Below are 20,654 nucleotides of genomic sequence, written 5' to 3'. Positions count from 1 at the left end.
AAGTTAATTTTTATAATTGGTTAAGAACCCTTTCCGATTTTGGAAAGGGTTTTTTATTGTCATAAATTTTTGTCATGCTGAATTTATTTCAGCATCTTATTTATTCTATTTGAAGTGAGATTCTGAAACGAGTTCAGAATGACATCTTCTTTTAATTATTAAACTATTTCCATCTTCTTCAAAAGAAAACTTGCATTCATATTTTGGCAAACGCCTTTCTTTAGTTTGTAGTCAAAAAAGAGCTCATCGTTTTTAATTTCAGCATCAAAGTAATGGTTTTTTACAGCTTCTAACTCGGTTTCTATTTCAGTAAGACTTAAATCGTGAGTTGCGATAATTCCTGTGGCTTTTTGGCCTACTAATTTTTCTACAAATTTCCTTGAGCCAATAGCTTTGTCAGTTGAGTTAGTACCTTTTAAGATTTCGTCTAAAATCACAAAATAGTTTTTGTCTTCAGCAATAGTATCTACGATAAATTTCAGTCGTGTTAACTCACTAAAAAAGTACGAACTATCATCGGTTAACGAATCTGTAGTTCGCATACTTGTAATGAGTTTAATCGGCTTGTATTTGCTTGTTTTCGCACAAATAGGCAAACCAACATTTGCCATAACAATGTGCAAGGCAACCGTTCTTAAAAACGTACTCTTACCTGCCATATTAGCACCTGTTACAATAAAGAACTGCTCTTGTAACAATTCTAAATCGCTATCAATTCGCTTTTCAGCATTTAATAAAGGATGCCCTAAATCTTTCGCCTTAATAGTGATATTTTCTGCGGTAATTTCAGGATAGGTAAAGTCTTGATGATTATAAGCATAATTACCCAAAGTATTGTAAGCATCAAAAAACGTCACTACATCAAACCAATCTTCAACCTTGTGTGCATAATTGCTAATCCATTGTTCCACATGATAGGTTTGCCTTATATCCCAAAGCAAATACCCATTTCCGAAAATGGCTGAAATGAAGTTATTTCTGTTATCTAAAGCATCTAAAGCTTTTGAGAATTTTGTAAATATCTGTGAGGCTTTTTCACCTTCGGATTGAATTTTTTGTTGCTGTTGTTGTAATAGTTCCGACTGAAATTGTTTCTGCTCAATTTCTTTCAGTAATAAGGCATATTGCCTAAATGTATCTTTCGCTTTTTCGGTATTTTGAGCAACGTTATTGATTGATTTTAAAAATCTTCCGGTAATTGCTAAACCTAAAAGCAACCAATAACCAGCATATTTTATTGGAATAATTTCAGTAAAACCTAAGACCAAAAGTGCTACTGAAGTCAAGCTAAAACCAATAGTCAGCCAATAATGCGTACTGGTTAAAAAAGGTTTGTAGTCTTTCAACCATGTAATGATTGATTTTGCAGAATGTTCAACCTTTACTCCTTGTGCTACACCAGAATAATATTGTCGCCATTTGGATTCACTAGCAAGTTCTTTTATCGCATTTTGACGGGTTTCAATATTAGTAATATCGTTTGCCAGTAAACAATTGACAAGAGATTGCGTCCCTTCATTTATAGTTGTTCTGTTGATGTATTGAAAGAAAGAGCCTCTTCCAAATAAGTCGATATCTAAACTATAGGCATGAGCAGGATTTTGAAATACTTTTCCATCTGCTCTATCATGAAAATCACCTGAGGCTATTTTAATTTCATCTTCGTTAATTATAGCCAATCGTTTATGTAACTCGCGTTTGGTTTTTAGATCAGTATACCTCGATAATAAAAACAAAAACACAGCAATACCTGCCACTGCAATAACAGTAGCAATTTGCCAATTCTGATACGTTAAATACACACCAAAACCTGCCAGTAAAAATACCGTAAGTCTAAGCACACTATATAAACCCATTTGTTTATAGGTGCTTTTAGATGCTTGTTGATGTAACTCTAACTGTGCTTTGTAAAAAGAATTAGGGTTTTTCATATTTAATTAAAAAATAAAATCCCAAGATAGAACTTTACCTTGGGATTTTTGATTTTTATAAGTTTTCAGACTTCGACAAGCTCAGTCTGAAATCTTTAGTTTTAACCTTTAAAAGCCGCTTTTAAATATTCACGGTTCATACGTGCAATGTTTTCAAGAGAAATGCCTTTTGGACATTCCACTTCACAAGCACCTGTGTTAGTACAGTTACCAAAACCTTCCTCGTCCATTTGCTTCACCATATTCAATACACGGTCAGTCGCTTCAACTTGTCCTTGCGGTAACAAAGCAAATTGAGATACTTTAGCACCAACAAATAGCATTGCAGAAGAGTTTTTACAACTTGCTACACAAGCACCACAACCAATACAAGTTGCAGCAGCAAAGGCATCATCTGCATCATGTTTGTTTATTGGAATAGTATTAGCATCTATAGTATTACCTGATGTATTTACTGAGATAAATCCACCTGCGTGTTGTATTCTATCGAATGAAGATCTGTCAACAACTAAATCTTTTATTACTGGGAATGCTGTTGCTCTAAATGGCTCTATTGTAATTGTATCACCATCCTTAAACATACGCATGTGTAATTGGCATGTTGTTACACCTCTATCTGGTCCGTGAGCTTCACCATTAATATATAGAGAACACATTCCGCAAATACCTTCTCTACAATCGTGGTCAAACGCCACAGGCTCTTCACCTTTATTTATTAATTGTTCGTTTAAAACGTCTAACATTTCAAGGAAAGACATATCAGGAGAGATATCACTTACAGGATAATCTACCATTTTTCCTTTGTCGCTTGCGTTTTTCTGACGCCAAATTTTTAACGTTAAATTCATAGCTTTCCTTTTATTTATAACTTCTTTCTTTTACTTCAATATTTTCGTAAACAAGATCTTCTTTGTGTAATACCGCATCTTTTGGTTCTCCTTTATATTCCCATGCAGAAACATATTGGAATTCCTTTCTACGCATTGCTTCACCTTCAGCAGTTTGATATTCTTCTCTAAAGTGTCCACCAGCAGATTCTTCTCTTAATAAAGCATCCTTAGCAAACAATTCACCTAATTCTAAGAAATCGGCAACTCTAAGCGCTTTCGCTAACTCTTCGTTAAACTCGTCATTAGTACCAGGAACTCTTACATCTTTCCAGAATTCAGCACGTAGTTCAGCAATTTCAGTAATAGCTGATTTTAAATCTGCCTCATTTCTTGCCATACCACACTTATTCCACATGATCTTACCTAGTTTTTTGTGGAAATGATCTACAGAATGAGAACCATTATTATTGATTAAGTGTTCAATATTTTCTCTTACACTTTTCTCTGCAGCTTCAAATTCTGGTGAATCTGTAGAGATAGGTCCTGTTCTAATATCGTGAGATAAATAATCACCAATCGTATATGGCAATACAAAATAACCATCTGCTAAACCTTGCATTAATGCCGAAGCACCCAATCTGTTAGCACCATGGTCTGAGAAGTTAGCTTCACCAATACAGTACAATCCTGGCACTGTAGTTTGAAGATTATAATCTACCCAAACACCACCCATAGTGTAATGCACAGCTGGATAAATCATCATTGGTGTTTCGTATGGATTCTGATCTACGATTTTCTCATACATCTGGAATAAGTTACCATACTTGGTTCTCACCACTTCCTGACCTAATTTTTTAACTAAAGCTTCATCGTTTTCATCTAAACCTTTAACGTGCGCTTGTTCTTTTCCGTAACGCATAAATGCTGAAGCAAAGTCTAAGTAAACCGCTTCACCAGTTGCATTTACACCATAACCAGCATCACAACGTTCCTTAGCTGCGCGCGATGCCACATCACGAGGCACCAAGTTACCAAAGGCTGGGTAACGACGCTCTAAGTAATAATCTCTATCTTCTTCAGCAATTTGAGTTGGCTTTAATTTACCTGCTCTAATCGCTTCTACATCTTCCATTTTCTTTGGTACCCAAATACGACCATCATTACGAAGTGACTCAGACATCAATGTTAATTTAGACTGATGATCTCCCGTAACTGGAATACATGTTGGGTGAATCTGTGTATAACATGGGTTTGCGAAATACGCTCCACGTTTGTGAGCTTTCCAAGCTGCAGTAACATTACTTCCCATGGCATTGGTTGATAAGAAGAATACGTTACCATAACCTCCTGTACCTAAAACAACAGCATGAGCAGAATGACGCTCAATTTCACCAGTAACTAAGTTTCTTGTGATAATTCCTCTTGCTTTTCCATCAACAATAACCACGTCTAACATTTCGTGACGGTTATACATTTTCACCTTACCACGTCCAATCTGGCGGTTAAGCGCTGAATAAGCACCAAGTAATAGTTGCTGACCTGTTTGACCTGCTGCATAGAATGTTCTAGAAACTAATACACCACCAAAAGAACGGTTGTCTAATAGTCCACCATATTCACGAGCAAAAGGCACACCTTGCGCCACACACTGGTCTATAATATTTGCTGAAACCTCAGCAAGACGATATACGTTTGCTTCACGAGAACGGTAATCTCCACCTTTTACAGTATCGTAGAATAATCTGTATGTAGAATCACCATCTCCTTGATAATTTTTTGCTGCATTTATTCCACCTTGAGCCGCAATAGAGTGCGCACGTCTTGGTGAATCTTGAAAACAAAATGCTTTTACATTATAGCCTAGTTCTGCTAAAGTTGCAGCTGCAGAACCTCCTGCTAAACCTGTACCAACAACAATAACATCTATAAGTCTTTTGTTAGCAGGATTAACAAGGTTAATATTATTTTTATGATTTGTCCACTTATCTGCAAGTGGTCCATTAGGTATTTTAGAATCTAAAGCCATATGAGAAATTTTTTAGTGGTTAAAATGATGATATAATGCAATAACAATAAATCCTAAAGGAATCACTATTGCATAAAATTTACCAAACCCTCTTAAACCTTTTGTGTACTTGTTGTTAGCACCAACAGATTGAAAAGCTGAATTAAAACCGTGAAGTAAGTGTAATGCTAAGAACACAAAACCAACACAGTAAAGTGCTACTCTCCAAATCGGTTCAAATTTATGTACTAATTCTTCGTAGTATCTAAACTCACCATTTGGCAATGTACCAGACATATCACCAACGATGTATTTGGTGTTGATTTCTGGAATCCAAAAATCTATAAAGTGAATGATTAAGAACACAAGGATAAAACCTCCACTCCAAATCATGTTTCTACTCATCCATGTAGAATTGGCACCACCATTATTTTTTGCATAACTGATTTGTCTTGCCTTATTGTTTTTGATTTCTAGCACAAATCCCATGATGAAATGGAAAATCACACCAAAAATTAAAACGGGTTGCAACAGATATTGAATAACCCAAAATGTTCCCATAAAATGAGACACTTCATTAAAAGTATCTGGGCTACATACTGAAAGACTGTTAATTGCAAAATGTTGAAGTAAAAAAATCATAAGGAAGAATGCCGAAAGTGCCATGGCAAACTTTCTTCCAATCGACGAATTTAGAATTCCGCTCATTGTAAATCTAATCTTAGTTGTTAGTCTTACAAAGATACAGCGCAAATGGTTTTTAGCCAACTGCGCTGTATTATAATTAATTATTTAGAATGAATTTAATTAGAGTAGTTCTACTTCTTGTTTTTTAGATTTTCTAAATGCTCACTAAACATCGACTTGTAATATTCATAGTTCTCAGGATCGTACTGATCTTTGGTGTTTTCTAGAACGACCATAGCCTTTTTGTAGTAGTTTTTTGCTTGTTTTAAATTATTGCTTTTTTCTAATGCTTCGGCCTTACTATCATAAAGATTAGCATCATTTGGATACAACTCTAATGCCCAATCAAAAACTTTTAAAGCTTCATCTGTTTTCTCGGCATTCAAGCAAAAGTAGCCATAGCCATTAGCTTCATCTACACCTGGCTTTACATCGTAATTCGCCCAAACAGACAACTCTGCGTAAAAATCTTTTAAATCGTCAACAAACAATTTTGATTCATCCTCTAACATCTTTTGCTTTTGGTCTTCAGATATCGTCCAGATTTTTGCAACTTCTTTAAAAGCATTACTAATCGTGTAAATTGGTGTTGTAGAATGATTTTCATCTTCAAAAATTCTAAACGTGTAATTTAAATCTTCTGGATTATGATATTCAATAATGTTATCTAATTTCTGTGCTGATTTTCGGAATCTATTTTCCATATTTCCAATAGTACCAGCTGACATATAAATTAATTTATTCAGGCTTTCTTTAGATTTAAAGTAGTCGTCAAACGCTTTTACCAACTGCTCATAATCGTAAGATAAATTGGGGCTTATTGCGATTATTGCCTGAAAAAAATCAGGTTGCGAGAACACAGTGTTGAGCACAAAAGTTCCACCTAAAGAATGACCTATAGCCAACTTAAACGGCTCTACTCTATAATTCTGTTCCACAAAAAGAAAGACCTCATCTTTTAGATGATTTTCTAAAAGTTCCGACTTACCGATTTCTACATCTTCCCAATCGGTTTTGGTTTTTTCGTTAACGTACATTGGAGTAAACTCTTTTGGTCTATGTTCGGTTTTTATGCCAACAATAATAAACTCATTGAGTTCTCCAATTTGTGCCATATAATCCATTAAACCTGCTGTCATATCAAAAAAAGCATCGAATTGCGCATCAAAAAGATAGATTGTAGGATACTTCTGCGTATCACTTTCGGTGTAAGAAAAAGGCACAAATACTCTTATTTCTCGTTCGGTATCAAAAACCGTAGATGCTATTTTATGAGATTTTGAAATTCCGCTATATTGTTGAGCAGATAGAATTAATGAAAAAAGGATTGATATTATGCTAAATGTTCGTTTCATGATATGATGATTTATTAAAAACATATCGCAAATCTATCAGCCTTGTTTTTATAAAAATTGTAGAAATGGGACAGTTAATTTTTTAAAAGTGTCCAAAACGTGTCTTCTGTACCCAAATGAGAAATCCCAGAAAAGAATTTTTTGGGATTAAAACCTGTTGCTTTTTTGAAGTGTTTTATAAAATCAGATTGGTCATAATATTTATTAGCATACGCCAATTCTGTAAAGTTGGAATTTCCTTTCTGATAAATTTCTATGGCTTTTCTAAACTTCACCAAATTTGAAAATTCTTTTGGTGAACAATTAAGGTGTTTTCTGAATAACCGAAGCACTGTTTTTCTACTCAACTGCAATTTTTCAGACAACTCTTGAATCGTTAAATCTTCTTCAAACAAATAGTTGACGGCTTTAACAATTCTAGCTTCAGCTAAAGGATTGAACTCATTTTTAAAAAAGGCATCTAGCACAGCTACTTTTTCATCCACATCATTGGTGTCGTAAACTTTTTTTAGAGCAACTTCAAAACTATTTCCAAAATAATCAAAGTCCTTAATCGGGTTTTCGGTAACAACGTCACCAAAAGGGACTTTCATGAAATTATTGATTCCCAATGGCTGAAACACAATGCCAATTTTATCAAAAGGTGCTTTTATTTCACCTGTTCGACTTTCATTATGAATGCCTGTGTAAATAATTTCAAACTCTTTGGATGCATCAGGCACCACAATAGAACCCGTTTTTGAAAAACTGATTTTTGAACGCTTGTAAACGGTAATGGCATTCCTAAAATGCGGATAAAAAATGTATCGCTTTTTATAGTCGTCTCGATTAGAAAAATTGAAATAATAATACGCAATATAGTTCTGTAAACTCTTGCTTGAAGGCTTTACAGAAATATAGTGTTCCTGTTCATCCATTACTTTATTTCGAGCGTTGTAGAGCTATCACCTATTTTTACTGTGTAAGTTCCTTTTGGAAGGTAATCTTTCTTATTGCCTGTTTCTTTAAACTCAATATTTTTATCTTCTTTTTTAAGCATTTTTTTTCCTTTTTCCGTCAATGTTAAGTCATAATCCACATAGTTTAATCCTTTAACAACATCAACAGACATGCTGTTTAATTCTGCTCCGTTTTCTGACAAGATTTTTAAGGTTTTTGTATCTGAAGCATTGCTGTAAAACTGAATGGTTGTTTTAGGCTCAAAAGCATCATACCATCTTCCCCAAGAACTTCCCCAACGACCTGAATGACGTACAGACTCCATATCGAAAAACGTTATAGCTTTTGCATCCATTTCTGAATTTACATTCTGTAAGGCCGAAATATTAGTCTTGTAAATACTTCGTCCGTGCGTTCCTAATAATAAATCATTAGCTTCTGCCTGAATTACAATATCATGAACAGCAACATTTGGTAATCCTTCCGAAAATATGTTCCAAGAATTACCCATATTGAAAGACACATAGGCTCCATTATCGGTTCCTAAGTACAAGATATTTTCGTTTTTAGGATCTTCTTTAATCACATTTACTGGAGATACTGGTATGTTTCCGCTGATGTCTTTCCAAGTTTGTCCGTAATCATCACTCATGTAAGCATAGACTTTAAAATCGTCCCAACGGTAACCATTCAAAGTCACATAAACACGTTCTTTTTTATGTTGCGACGCAATCACACGACTTACCCATAAATCTTTTGGAAACGTATTTGAAATGTTTGTCCAACTGCCACCTGCATTTTTAGAAACATAAACCAAACCATCATCACTACCAGTGTAAAGTAAGCCAAACTGAAACGGACTTTCTGAAATAGACGTCAATGTGCCATAAGCCACATTTCCTTTTTTGCCTCCATTGGTTAAATCGTCACTAATGGCTTCCCAATCGTTACCTTGATTCATAGAACGCATTAATTTGTTGCCTCCTAAATACAAAATATCTTGATTATGAGGCGACAATAAAATTGGAGTTTGCCAATTGAAACGGTACGGATTTTCACCTAAAGTATGCTTAGGTTGAATGTATTTCTGATCTTCAGTTTCAAGATTCAATCTGTAATAATTCCCAAATTGATAGCCTGTATAAACGATGTCAGAATTTCTGCTGTCAATTTGAATTTGCATACCATCACCTCCCATTATGGATTTCCATGGGTACTGTCCTTCTTGATGCCAAGCCTTATCTTCACGTGCATTATTAGCTCCTACCCAAACACCATTATCTTGCAAACCTCCATAGACATTGTATGGTTTTTCGTTATCTACATTGATAGCGTAAAATTGTCCTACCGAAGGTGAGTTATTTTTAATCCAGCTTTTGCCATCATCGTAAGAAATATTAATACCTCCATCATTACCATCGATTAAATGATTTGGATTTTTTGGGTTAATCCAAAGCGCATGATGATCGGCATGCACATTTTCTGCACTGATGGATGTCCATGTTTTTCCTCCATCTTTAGATTTTACAATCGGCACACCATAGATGTAAATGTCATTTTCGTTTACTGGTGACACGTGGATATGTCCAAAATAATAGCCGTAACTATAGTAGATATCATCTAAATAATCCTCATGTGTTTTCTTCCAGATTTTGCCACCATCAGTACTTTTGTAAACCTCAGCACCAACTACAGGAGTATCGAACAACATAGAATTGGCATCTTCTAAATACTTTGCTAAATCAATAGGTTTTACATTACCTGAGCGCACCATTTGTTTTACATTTTCTGCTCTGTATTTTTCCTGAAAGCCGTTGGTTCTCAAAAATGCGTTCAGTTTTTTATCCTCCAAAGCCAAAAAATCAGCTGTTGACATGGTTTTGAAATCTTCTTTTGTCAAGTCCGTATTGTCTTCCTTTTTCTTTTCTTCTGGTCGTCTAAACTGACTATCATGAACAGCATATACCACATTATCATTAAACACAGCGATACCAATTCTTCCTACTCCTTCACCTGTTGGAAAACCACTTTTTTCGGTAGACACTTTTGTCCAAGTTTCACCAGCATCTGTACTTTTATAGATAGCTGAATTGTTTCCATTTCCTGTAAAATTCCATGCTTTACGATCTTTAGTCCAAGACGTTGCAAACATCACATTATAATTTTTTGGACTATGTTGCAAATCAATAATACCACTTTCATCATCTACAAAAAGGGTTTGTTTCCAAGTTTTTCCACCATCAGTGGTTTTGTAAACACCACGCTCTTTGTTTGGTGAATATAAATGTCCTGTAGCACCAACGGTTACCACATCTGGATTATCTGGATGAATTAAAATCGGCGCAAAATGATGCGCATCCATCAAACCCAAATTTTCCCATGTCTTTCCATTGTCTGTAGATTTTAACAAACCAACACCAGCATACGACGAACGCGAGGCATTATTTTCACCTGTACCAACATATATCGTTCGGGTTGGCCAATGCACAGCAATATCACCAACGTTTTGAGTTGTCGAATTATCCATAATCGGTGTAAAGGTGGTACCGTTATTTGTGGTATGCCACACACCACCAGACGCATAACCAACATAAAATTCAGATGGCATTTCCGGATTCACATCTACATCTACCACACGACCACTCATTATGGTTGGTCCAATGTTTTTAAAAGGCACATTTTTTACCAAAGAAGTTTCGGTCATCTTTTGCTTTTGAGCCAAGGCTGCTTTCACAGTTTCAGCAGACGTTGCTGGTTGTTGTGCCAAGGCCATTAAAGAACTTACGGCAAATGCAAACGATAGGAATTTAGTTTTAGACATGTTGGTTGGTTTTTAAGATTGCTGAATTTAACCATTAATCCATATATCCTCAAAATTTGATTATAAAGTTTAACAGATTATCACAACTTGCTTGGGCTTGCGTTTTAGTTTGTTTATTTTTGAAAGCCCATAATGGGCACTTGGCAAACAATTACAATCAGCTTCATTATAATTTAACCCTAGTTTGTTAATTTTTAAGCGGAAAAATGACATTGTTTGTCACACTGAGCGCAATCGAAGTGTTTTTTTTGATAGCTCGATTTAGCTTTCGACTGCACTCAAGCAGACACTTAACTAATATTAATTAAGATTCCTGCCTTCGCAGGAATGACAATACATAATAACAAATGAAATACCATCCTATAGACCGTAACCTATTCATAAAAAACCGTAAAAACTTTGCTTCTCAAATGAAGCCAAACAGTTTAGCTGTTTTTAATTCTAACGATATTTATCCTGTAAGTGCAGACAGCACCTTGCCTTTTGCTCAGCATCGCGATATTTTTTACCTCAGTGGTGTAGATCAGGAAGAAAGTATTTTGGTTATTTTTCCAGATTGTCCAAAAGAAAAACATCGTGAAATCTTATTCTTAAAAGAAACCAACGATCATATTGCCGTTTGGGAAGGCGAAAAACTCACTAAGGAAAAAGCCTTTGAAACCTCTGGTGTAAAAACCGTGTATTGGTTACAAGACCTAGAAAAAATAATGTTTGAACTGATGACGCAATGCGACACGGTTTACATTAACACTAACGAACATTACAGAGCCAATGTTGAGACCGAAACACGTGAAGATCGTTTCACTAAATGGTTAAAGAATCTTTATCCTGCACATACTGTGGCAAAAAGCAATCCTATTTTACAGCGTTTACGCTCGGTAAAAGATCCTATAGAAATCGACTTAATGCAAAAGGCTTGTAATATTACTGAAAAATCCTTTCGTAGAGTTTTAGGTTTTGTAAAACCTGGTGTTTGGGAATTTGAAATTGAAGCCGAAATGATGCACGAATTCTTAAGAAATCGTTCTAAAGGTTTTGCTTATACTCCGATTATTGCCTCAGGAAACAATGCCAACGTATTACATTATATTGAAAACAACCAACAGTGTAAAGATGGAGATTTAATTCTGTTTGATACAGCTGCTGAATACGCCAACTACTCTAGTGATTTAAGCCGCACCATTCCTGTAAACGGTAAGTTTTCTGAACGCCAAAAAGCGGTTTACAATGCTGTGTTACGTGTAAAAAATGAAGCGACCAAAATGTTGGTTCCTGGTACACTTTGGGAACAATATCATGTGGAAGTTGGTAAATTGATGACGTCTGAATTATTAGGTCTTGGTTTATTGGATAAAGCTGATGTACAAAACGAAAACCCAGATTGGCCAGCGTATAAAAAGTACTTTATGCATGGTACAAGTCACCATATTGGTTTAGACACGCACGATTATGGTTTACTACACGAGCCAATGCAAGCCAACATGGTCTTTACTGTAGAGCCTGGTATATATATTCCAGATGAAGGTTTTGGTATCCGTTTAGAGGATGATGTTGTGGTACAAGAACAAGGTGAACCATTTAACTTAATGGCCAATATTCCTATTGAAGCTGAAGAGATTGAGGAGTTGATGAATTAGTTAGAATTGATTAAGGTGTAATTTTTCAATTTTATTAATTTCCTTCATCAAAAGAGTTTTAGTTGAATTAATACTTTCTTTTTTTAATGGGATCCCAATGATAATTATTGAATTAGTAACTTCATTTATTTGATTCTTATATTTAATAGTTTTTGACTCTAAAGTCTCTGAAGGATAACAAAGGAGTCCATTCTTGGGACCTGTTTTACTAAACGATGAATACGCCATAATTTGATGTAAATCATGACGATGGTCTTCTTTAAGGTTTTCACTAATGCCATATTTGTTATATAAATTAGATTTGTATTTAGCATCTATAAATACTTGTAAATCTTTTTTTTGATAAATAGCATCTGGTTCGATATGCTTAAGCTCCCATGAGTAAAACTTTTTTGAAACAGCATGAAATTTATAATTGGTATAAATTCGTCCACCAATCTCTTTAGCAACCAGTCTAAAAAGATATTGGACAAATTTTTCAAAAACATCGGAAAAATCTATTTTCCATGCTGTACTATCCTGCAAATTAAAATTTAATATTTTATTTGCTTGCTGTTTACATTTAGTAACTGTAGGATTGTCCGAAAACTTAATGGCTAAATTTGTGGTATACTTTGGTTTATGATAATACAGTTTTTCTTCTATAAAATTAAGTCTACTCCTGAAGGTTGTCTTTATTCTTAGAGGAGTATTTGCTGAAAGTATTTCTTTTTTACATAAATCAAATACAAATCGTATCTCAGAATACTCTGAATGAAATTCACTTAAAACGTTCTTCCTGACAGGGAACTTCAATCGATTTTCAACTTTATATTCAAGCTTAGAATATTTCTGCCAATTTATTTTACCAATAGGTTCTTCTGAAATTTTTTCAATATTGTCAAATTTCCTCCAATTCAAGTTTATCAAACTCTCCAAGGAATTGATATACTTGACAGCTTCAAGGTATAATGGTGGTCTATAATTTTTTCCTGAAACTAGCGGAAGGCTATCTAAAATATGTGGGGTTATTTCTGTGTCAAGTAAATTTAAAATTTCAATATAATCTTCATATCGACTATATCCGGAAAACCTTGGTGTAACTACAAAATCACCAATTTGTTTACCTGTATCAGGAGCTCTTAAAGGTATAGACCCTATAAATCCTGAAGTGCGAAAAGCAATAGAAACATTTTGGTCTGTTCCAACAATAAAGGGTTGAACATCTAGAAAATCAAACTGCTTAGAATTATAATTAATAAATTTTTGAAGATACTGACCAATGACCCGTTTATCTGCAGATTTAAACCACTTTTTTTGTAAAACAATTCCATTAAATTGCTTTGAAAACTCAGTTAAACAAGGTATTTCGCAGAATACATCCATGCTTTTGATTTATTCAAATAAAGATTGGTTTATTCTTGAAGCGAAATAATTATTGAACTCTTCCTTGGCATTCTTTAATAGTCCTTCTTGTAAATACTCCTTTATTAAAGGAAATACTTCATATCTAATTCGGTTTTCCATCTCTTCATTACTTTCAGCAATAAAGTATCCTTGTCCAGGCTGTAAAGAAAGTTCAATACTAGATGCATACCAATCAAATATCTCTTGTATCCTAGCAAAATCTTCTTTAAAAAAGCTTTTTGATTTGATTGGTTTAGGCTTTAATGAATACCAAGCAAACCTTCTTCTAAGTGCGAAGTCAACAACCGCTAAACTTCTATCAGCAGTATTCATTGTGGCAATAACATGAAAATTTTCAGGCAACTTAGTAACTTTAAATTCTGGCGAAATTTCTATTTGAATATCAGATGCCTCCATTTTATGTTCAAATAAATAAAAGACAGGTCCCAACACATTAGAAAGATTTGCTCTATTAATTTCATCTACAATTAAAATCACTTTTTCGTTAACATTGCTCAATGCGTATTTCAATGATTGCGTGAAAATGCCTAAAGTTTCCCCATAACTTAGTTCTTTATTTTTAATATCTGGTCTAATACCATAAATGAAATCAGAATATGTTGTTTCTGCGTGAAATTGAGTAAAAAATGTCCTTGCCCCAATTTCATTAGCAACCTTTTTAGCCATTCTTGTTTTTCCTGTTCCAGGCGGACCTTGTAAAACTAAATATTTTCTATCTTCAATTAGTTTTTTAATCTCTACACTATCATCTATTGATACATCTTTAATAAAGGGCTCTAAAGCATCTGAAATTGCTTTACGATGGCTTTTATTTGTTGGCCAGTCTCTCAATTTAGCATAACCAGCTATAAAAGCTGAAATTACTTTTTTCCCTTCTATACTTTCTGGATTATCAACTATCTGACATGCAGGTAAAACTTTAGTATATGTTTTTATTGTATTCTTTAAGTGTTGTAAATCAGGATTTGTAGTAATACTTTTCGGCAAACTAGTTTCTATGTCAGAAAAGTCAGATTTACAAAATCCTCTCTCATTAGTAAGTTTTGAAAATAGCCTTCTAAGACCTGGAAAGGTAGCAACTTCATAATCATTTTTAAACCCACTAGAACCAATACCTAAACAGACCAACCAAGCTTTATTATTCTCACTAGGAAAAATCGCTATCGAAAAATCATGAAAAGGACCTGAGGCTTCTTCTTCAGAATGAATAAAACCAAAATAAGCACCATTATCTTTTAAAGCTTCCTTGCCTGTATTGTTTCTTTCCACGTAAGGCTTATTGTATTCATTTTCTGGTTTTGCACCAAATTCTATTGCCTTTTCCTTGATAAATTGTCTTATTAATTCTATACTCATTTTTAGTTTTTAAGTTGATAATCCTTGTAGTTAATTTTTGGATTTTGGCTTTTAAAATCAAGCAATTCAGACACATCCATTTCAAAAGCCTTAGCAAAAACCAAAATATTGGTCAACGAAATATTGCGTTCACCACGTTCAATCATTCCGATATAAGTTCTATGAAAACCTGTAACAAAGGAGAGTTCTTCTTGACTAAGATTTTTTTCGTTTCGTAAAAAACGTATTCGATTTCCAAACTCTTTAAGTATGAATTGATTCACCATAAACCAAAACTATACTTATTGTATGCAGCTTTCAACATACAATAAGTATCATTTGTTTATATTTGAAGAAATTTAATTATGAAAAAATATGCACGAAAAAGTGACTTCAATGGCAAAGGCATAAACCAAGGGTATATTTTTAACGATGGTCAATATTATTGTCAAACAGAAAAACAAGCTAAAGAATACGTAGAATCCAAAGGTTTAAATTGGAAAGAAGAAAAACAAAAATTCAACACAAAAAATGAATGGTTTTATTTTACTGAATGGGAAGAAATAGACACTGAAGAGTTTTTTGATATTGAAGGGAATGTATACACTACCTGTGTTGAATGTAATCAACCTGTAAATCTTGAACTTGAAAAGTGTGAAAATTGTTTTACTTCAATCTAAACTCCCACAAAACCACCCTCAAAAACATAACGCTGTAACTTCTGCAAAGTTTCTAACTTATCACTGGTATTTACTAAAAGTGAAATATTGTTGTTGCTACCTCCATAAGCAATCATACGTACATTAACATCTTGTAACACTTGGAAGAGTTCTGGTGTATCAGGATGGTAAATAATATGGTTACCTACCAAACAGACAATACTCATATAATCGTCTATATCTACAGTGGCAAATTGCTCTAATTCTTCGGTTATAGCTTTTAAATGTGTAGTATTATCAATGGTTAAGGACACTGCGATTTCAGACGTGGTTATCATATCTATTGAGGTTTCGTAACGCTCAAAGACTTCAAACACTTTCTTTAAAAAGCCATGCGCTAACAACATACGTACCGACTTAATTTTTATAGCTGTAATACCATCTTTTGCCGCAATAGCTTTGATACCTTCTCCATGAACTTTGTTGGTAATTAACGTGCCATGTGCTTGTGGTGCCATAGTGTTTTTTAGTCGTAATGGAATGTCGATTTGACGCACTGGCATTACAGTTTGCGGATGCAAAATCTTAGCTCCAAAATAAGCCAACTCAGCAGCTTCGTCATACGATAAATGCGATAAGGCTTGTGTATCGTTGACGTAACGTGGATCGTTATTGTGGAAACCATCAATATCGGTCCAAATTTGCACCTCATCGGCTTCGATAGCTGCACCAATTATGGTTGCTGTATAATCGCTTCCACCACGTTGTAGGTTGGTTACTTTGCCTTCAGCATCTAAACAAATAAAGCCTTGTGTGATATAAATATCAGCCGCATCCGAACTTTCTATTAAACGGTTTAAGTTTTGTTTAATATAGAAATTATCGGGTTCGTTATGACTGTCGATACGCATAAAATCTAAAGCTGGTAAAAGCCTTGCCTTAAAACCTTCTTGTTGCAATAAGCGACTAAACATATAGGTAGACAACAATTCTCCATTAGCCACTATTTCGTTATGTAACAGTTGAGAAAATGACGCATCAACAGCATCTGAAAGTATTTCAAATCTGGTATTGACATAATGATGTACATCTTGTCGTAACGATTGGTTTTGCAATAAATCGTTTACAACGCTTGTGTATGTTTCATGCAATGTTTTGATATGCGTTTTGGCAGTATCTACTTCACCAACTTCAATTAATCTCGAAATTTCCACCAAGGCATTTGTGGTACCAGACATGGCTGATAAAACCACTATTTTTTGGTCTTTGGTATTTATGATATCCTTTACATGATTCATATTTACTACCGAACCTACTGAGGTGCCACCAAATTTATATACTAACATATTCAATTTTTTAGAGCGCAAATGTAGCTGTAGCTTTTGCTACTGACCTAAAAATTGAAGAAATAGTACAATTAATTACAATTTGTTATATAATTAACAAAATACTGGTTGGTTTAATAGATTTCTGCCTGCTTAGGAATGCCAATAGTGCTTCATCCCTTATAGACAAACAAACGCTCAATACTTTTTTTAGCAGGTAAATTATCTGCATGCCATGAGAAACTTGTTTTGGCTGGTTTTTCCCAAATACACTTGAAATCTTCTGGCGCGCTGTATTCACTAATAAAAACGTGATGCCCTGCTTTACTTTGCTGTCTGCACCATTCCCAAAATTTGTCATGGTTGAAACTATCTCTGTATTTTGTGGTAGATGCGTATGGCGGATCACAATACACAATACTGTTTTCAGGAATCTCTAATTCGGTATACGATTTACAGGATAAAATCACGCCTTCGAGATTAGGTACTTGTTTGGTAATATTTCGGTAATGTTCCGCCCAATAATCGCGTTTGCCTTGCTTATCGCGTCGGTAACCTGCAAACCATTTACCACCAAACGAATTAAAACCAACATAAGCCACCAAGTGTTTTGGAAAATCATCTTGATTGTATTTTATGGTCTTGTATTCATCCTCACTTACCGATTTTGGCGGATCCCATTTATCATAAATCAGGGCTTGCCACATGGCCATTAATTCTTCATGCTGATCGTTGGCGATACGAATACCATCAACCTTATCTATCATGTTCATACCACCTGCAAACGGCTCAATATATGATTGTTTAGGCTTTCTATCTTTTAGAATAATTGGTAATAAATGTTTGGCAAAACGTGCCTTGCTTCCCATGTATTTCATACTATTTCTTTAAAAGATTTTGTATTAAAACTGTTATGATAAAAGCAAGCAATGCTGGCAACACCCAACCTAAACTGTAATGAGCTAAAGGAATAACATCAACTATAGATTTTAGACTTTCTTTTGGCATAAAATATCCAAGCACATCTGGAATGCTAAACACAAAGGCTGTTATGACCACTGCTCTAAATACTATTGGAGTGGCCCATTTATCTGGTAAAACATTCAGTAAAATTAAAGACACAGAAATAGGATAAATAAAAAGTAATGCTGGGATTGCAATATCTATAATAAAACCAACATCATAACTACCCATAACAACACCAACAACACAACAGATGACAGCTACAATTAAGTATGTCTTTTCGCTTTGATTATACAGTTCTTTAAAGAAATCTGCCAAAGACACCACAATAGCTACAGCTGTGGTAAAACATGCTAAAGACACCAAAACGCTAACAAAAGTACCACCAATATCTCCTATCATTGTTTTAGACAGGCCCAATAAAAGACTTGTTCTGGTCGTTTCTTCTGAAAACGAATTACTATAAAATGCTACCAAAGCAATAAGTCCAGCATATATAATAAATAGTCCGAACATTGCTATAAACCCAGATTTTGCTATTATTTTTTTCTTTTCGCTGTAGCTTTTTAAACCTTCTTTATTAAGCGAAATAATAATTACGCTTCCCATCACTATACCAGCAATGGCATCGTAAGTCTGATACCCTTCCAATAAACCATCAACCAAGGGTGTTTTTAAATTACCTAAGCGCATCAGGTCTGGTGGAGACACAAGTCCTAAAACGACTATGGTTAAGACCATAATCACAATGATTGGAGTTAAATACTTCCCTAGAATAGATAAGGCTTTAGATCGGTTGAGAGCAAAAAGAAGTACTAAAGCAAAATAGATACAACTGGTTAATAAAGGTGATGTACCAAATAGTGGTGCTATCGCCATTTCGTGTGTCACTGCTGCAGTACGTGGAGCAGGCAGAACAATTATGATAAGAAACATAACGACACAATAGATAAGGCTAAATTTCGGAGATACTTTTTTACCAAAATCGAGCATTGTGCCTTGCAGCTTAGCGTGTCCAAAGAGTGACAACAAAGGAATAACGGTTGTTGTTATCATAAAACCGATGGCTACCAACCACCAATCTGGTCCAGAATTGAATCCTAAAAATGGAGGAAGAATTAAATTTCCAGCTCCAAAAAAACCAGCAAATAAGGCAAAGCCAAAAAGAAAAACACGCTTAGTATCGCTCATTAATTTGTCTTTTTAAGTTCTAAATCGTGAAAATCGAAACTAAAATCTGTTATTGGCGCAATGTATTTCATCGTTGCAGAAACGGCTTCCCCTTTTTCATTAAATGTAAATTGCACAAATACATCAGCATCGTAGCTTCTATCGTTCCATTTGGCAACAAATGTTGTAGTGTTGTATGGTAACAATTCGCCAAATAAACGTGGTGAACGCTTGCATTTGATGCTATATTTTTTTCCATCATGTGCAATGGTAATATCTCCAAACCAATCATCTGTATAAGTGCCTACAATTTGCTTTGGACTTGGCATGGTTAATTGGGTTCTAGCGCTTTCAACCTGAGCAAAAACCTCAGCTTTGATACTGTCGTTATACTTTAAAAAGTCGGCATTGTTCTGCCCTAAACGTTGCAACCAATTTCTGTTTTCGTAGCCTAAATAGGAATCTTTGATGGTGTTTGTGATTGTGGTAAATGCAGAACCATTCATTTGATTGGTTAACACAACTATAGCCAAGTCCAAATCAGGTATCATAGTAAACTGCGTCACAGTACCAATCAATCCACCTGTATGATACACTTGTTTGTGACCACCTTTAACATCAGTAACAAACCAACCCAATCCGTAACCTCTAAAATTAGAATCATAAGAATCGTTGGCTCTTACTTTTAATGGTGTTTGCAATTGCCAAAGCTCGTGAAACTGTGCTTCGCTCAATAAACGCTCTCCGTTTTCTGTAACCGCATCATTCATTAAGAATTTTGCCCAAGTCATCATATCGTGTACGTTACTCACAATACCACCTGCTGCATTTGCAGTTTCACTCCAATCGTGAGGAATCTGAATCACCTTCCCTTCAGCTCTAGTATGTGCATCTATGATGTTCGACTTATCCGTTACTCTGTTGTAGGATGCTTTAGAACTTGTCATGCCAACAGGTTTCATAATCTTAGTTTCAATAAAATCCTCCCAAGACAGACCACTTACACGCTTTAAAACTTCACCTGCAATAATGAACATATTGTTATTGTAAGCGAATTTACTTCTGAAGGACGTTTCAGGCTCTAAATACTTCACATTGTCAATAATATCCTGAACCGTAAAATCATTGCCTTCAGGAAAAAACATAAGATCACCAGCACCTAAACCCATTCCACTTCTATGTGTTACCAAATCTCTAACTGTAAAATTCTCGGTAACCCAAGGATCATGCAATTGAAACTCTGGAATGTATTTACGAACTGGATCATCCCAATCTAATTTACCTTCGTCGACGAGCATTGCCAATGCAAAACAAGTAAAACCCTTACTGTTAGAAGCCACACCAACTAAAGTTTCAGAATTCATGTCTTTTTTATTGGTTAAAGAGCGTACTCCATGCCCTTTAGCATAGATTTCTTTGCCATCTTTAAATACACCAACCGAAATACCAGGCACATCAAAGGTGGTGAGCGTTTCCTTTACTAATTTATCAATTTCAGCCTCATTCAATTGGGCAAAAAGGCTAGTACTACTTACTAAAAGAAGGACAATAAACAGGCGTTTTAAAAGCATGATATTTTGTTTTAACATG

The 20,654-nt window shown here is 34.8% G+C and carries 16 protein-coding genes; 2 read left to right on the top strand and 14 right to left on the bottom strand.

Annotated elements, in window-relative coordinates; translation table 11 throughout:
• Positions 1–158: 158 nt before the first annotated feature.
• The 7 genes from MST30_RS06420 to MST30_RS06390 form a co-directional block, all read right to left on the bottom strand.
• The gene (locus MST30_RS06420; RefSeq protein ID WP_243473557.1) at positions 159–1,931 is read right to left on the bottom strand and encodes a MutS-related protein; all 1,773 of its coding nucleotides are present in this window, start codon (positions 1,929–1,931) and stop codon (positions 159–161) included.
• A gap of 101 nt (positions 1,932–2,032) precedes the next feature.
• The gene (locus MST30_RS06415; RefSeq protein ID WP_243473556.1) at positions 2,033–2,779 is read right to left on the bottom strand and encodes a succinate dehydrogenase/fumarate reductase iron-sulfur subunit; all 747 of its coding nucleotides are present in this window, start codon (positions 2,777–2,779) and stop codon (positions 2,033–2,035) included.
• A 10-nt stretch (positions 2,780–2,789) separates the two neighbouring features.
• Complete coding sequence (locus MST30_RS06410) at positions 2,790–4,787, bottom strand: fumarate reductase/succinate dehydrogenase flavoprotein subunit (RefSeq protein WP_243473555.1); 1,998 nt, start codon at positions 4,785–4,787, stop codon at positions 2,790–2,792.
• Positions 4,788–4,799: 12 nt separating this feature from the next.
• Complete coding sequence (locus MST30_RS06405) at positions 4,800–5,474, bottom strand: succinate dehydrogenase cytochrome b subunit (protein WP_243473554.1); 675 nt, start codon at positions 5,472–5,474, stop codon at positions 4,800–4,802.
• 110 nt (positions 5,475–5,584) lie between these two features.
• The gene (locus MST30_RS06400) at positions 5,585–6,808 is read right to left on the bottom strand and encodes an alpha/beta hydrolase-fold protein (RefSeq protein ID WP_243473553.1); all 1,224 of its coding nucleotides are present in this window, start codon (positions 6,806–6,808) and stop codon (positions 5,585–5,587) included.
• A 74-nt stretch (positions 6,809–6,882) separates the two neighbouring features.
• Positions 6,883–7,725, bottom strand: a complete 843-nt coding sequence (locus tag MST30_RS06395) for a helix-turn-helix domain-containing protein (protein ID WP_243473552.1) — start codon at positions 7,723–7,725, stop codon at positions 6,883–6,885.
• Positions 7,725–10,568 (bottom strand): VPS10 domain-containing protein, encoded by a 2,844-nt coding sequence (locus MST30_RS06390; protein ID WP_243473551.1) that lies wholly within the window; start codon positions 10,566–10,568, stop codon positions 7,725–7,727. The genes MST30_RS06395 and MST30_RS06390 overlap by 1 nt, the downstream gene beginning before the upstream one ends.
• A gap of 347 nt (positions 10,569–10,915) precedes the next feature.
• Between MST30_RS06390 and MST30_RS06385 the strand changes: the two genes are divergently transcribed.
• Positions 10,916–12,205 (top strand): aminopeptidase P family protein, encoded by a 1,290-nt coding sequence (locus tag MST30_RS06385; protein WP_243473550.1) that lies wholly within the window; start codon positions 10,916–10,918, stop codon positions 12,203–12,205.
• On the opposite strand, the gene MST30_RS06380 is transcribed toward MST30_RS06385, so the two are convergent.
• From MST30_RS06380 to MST30_RS06370, 3 genes are read right to left on the bottom strand one after another with little or no spacing between them, the layout of a single operon-like run.
• Positions 12,206–13,570, bottom strand: coding sequence for an McrC family protein (locus MST30_RS06380; protein WP_243473549.1), 1,365 nt, complete (start codon positions 13,568–13,570; stop codon positions 12,206–12,208). It lies immediately after the preceding gene.
• Between the two features lie 9 nt (positions 13,571–13,579).
• The gene (locus tag MST30_RS06375) at positions 13,580–14,968 is read right to left on the bottom strand and encodes an McrB family protein (RefSeq protein WP_243473548.1); all 1,389 of its coding nucleotides are present in this window, start codon (positions 14,966–14,968) and stop codon (positions 13,580–13,582) included.
• A gap of 2 nt (positions 14,969–14,970) precedes the next feature.
• The gene (locus tag MST30_RS06370; RefSeq protein WP_243473547.1) at positions 14,971–15,234 is read right to left on the bottom strand and encodes a helix-turn-helix domain-containing protein; all 264 of its coding nucleotides are present in this window, start codon (positions 15,232–15,234) and stop codon (positions 14,971–14,973) included.
• 78 nt (positions 15,235–15,312) lie between these two features.
• Between MST30_RS06370 and MST30_RS06365 the strand changes: the two genes are divergently transcribed.
• A complete protein-coding gene (locus MST30_RS06365) occupies positions 15,313–15,627 on the top strand; it encodes a hypothetical protein (RefSeq protein ID WP_243473546.1) in 315 nt (104 codons plus the stop codon).
• Here MST30_RS06365 and MST30_RS06360 read toward each other — a convergent pair.
• The 4 genes from MST30_RS06360 to MST30_RS06345 form a co-directional block, all read right to left on the bottom strand.
• Positions 15,624–16,952, bottom strand: coding sequence for an aspartate kinase (locus MST30_RS06360; protein ID WP_243473545.1), 1,329 nt, complete (start codon positions 16,950–16,952; stop codon positions 15,624–15,626). The genes MST30_RS06365 and MST30_RS06360 overlap by 4 nt on opposite strands.
• Positions 16,953–17,104: 152 nt before the next feature.
• Positions 17,105–17,800, bottom strand: a complete 696-nt coding sequence (locus tag MST30_RS06355) for a DNA adenine methylase (protein WP_243473544.1) — start codon at positions 17,798–17,800, stop codon at positions 17,105–17,107.
• Positions 17,801–17,810: 10 nt separating this feature from the next.
• Entirely contained in the window at positions 17,811–19,085 is a 1,275-nt protein-coding gene (gene brnQ, locus MST30_RS06350) for a branched-chain amino acid transport system II carrier protein (protein ID WP_243473543.1), read from the bottom strand.
• Positions 19,085–20,635 carry a serine hydrolase gene (locus MST30_RS06345; protein ID WP_243473542.1) on the bottom strand — a complete coding sequence of 517 codons (1,551 nt, stop codon included), beginning with the start codon at positions 20,633–20,635 and terminating at the stop codon, positions 19,085–19,087. Before MST30_RS06345 ends, brnQ begins: the two co-directional genes overlap by 1 nt.
• Between the last annotated feature and the right edge of the window lie 19 nt (positions 20,636–20,654).

This window comes from Winogradskyella sp. MH6, assembly GCF_022810765.1.
GTDB lineage: Bacteria > Bacteroidota > Bacteroidia > Flavobacteriales > Flavobacteriaceae > Winogradskyella.
The sequence above is the reverse complement of the archived record's forward strand: the minus strand, read 5'-3'. Positions and strand labels throughout refer to the sequence as shown.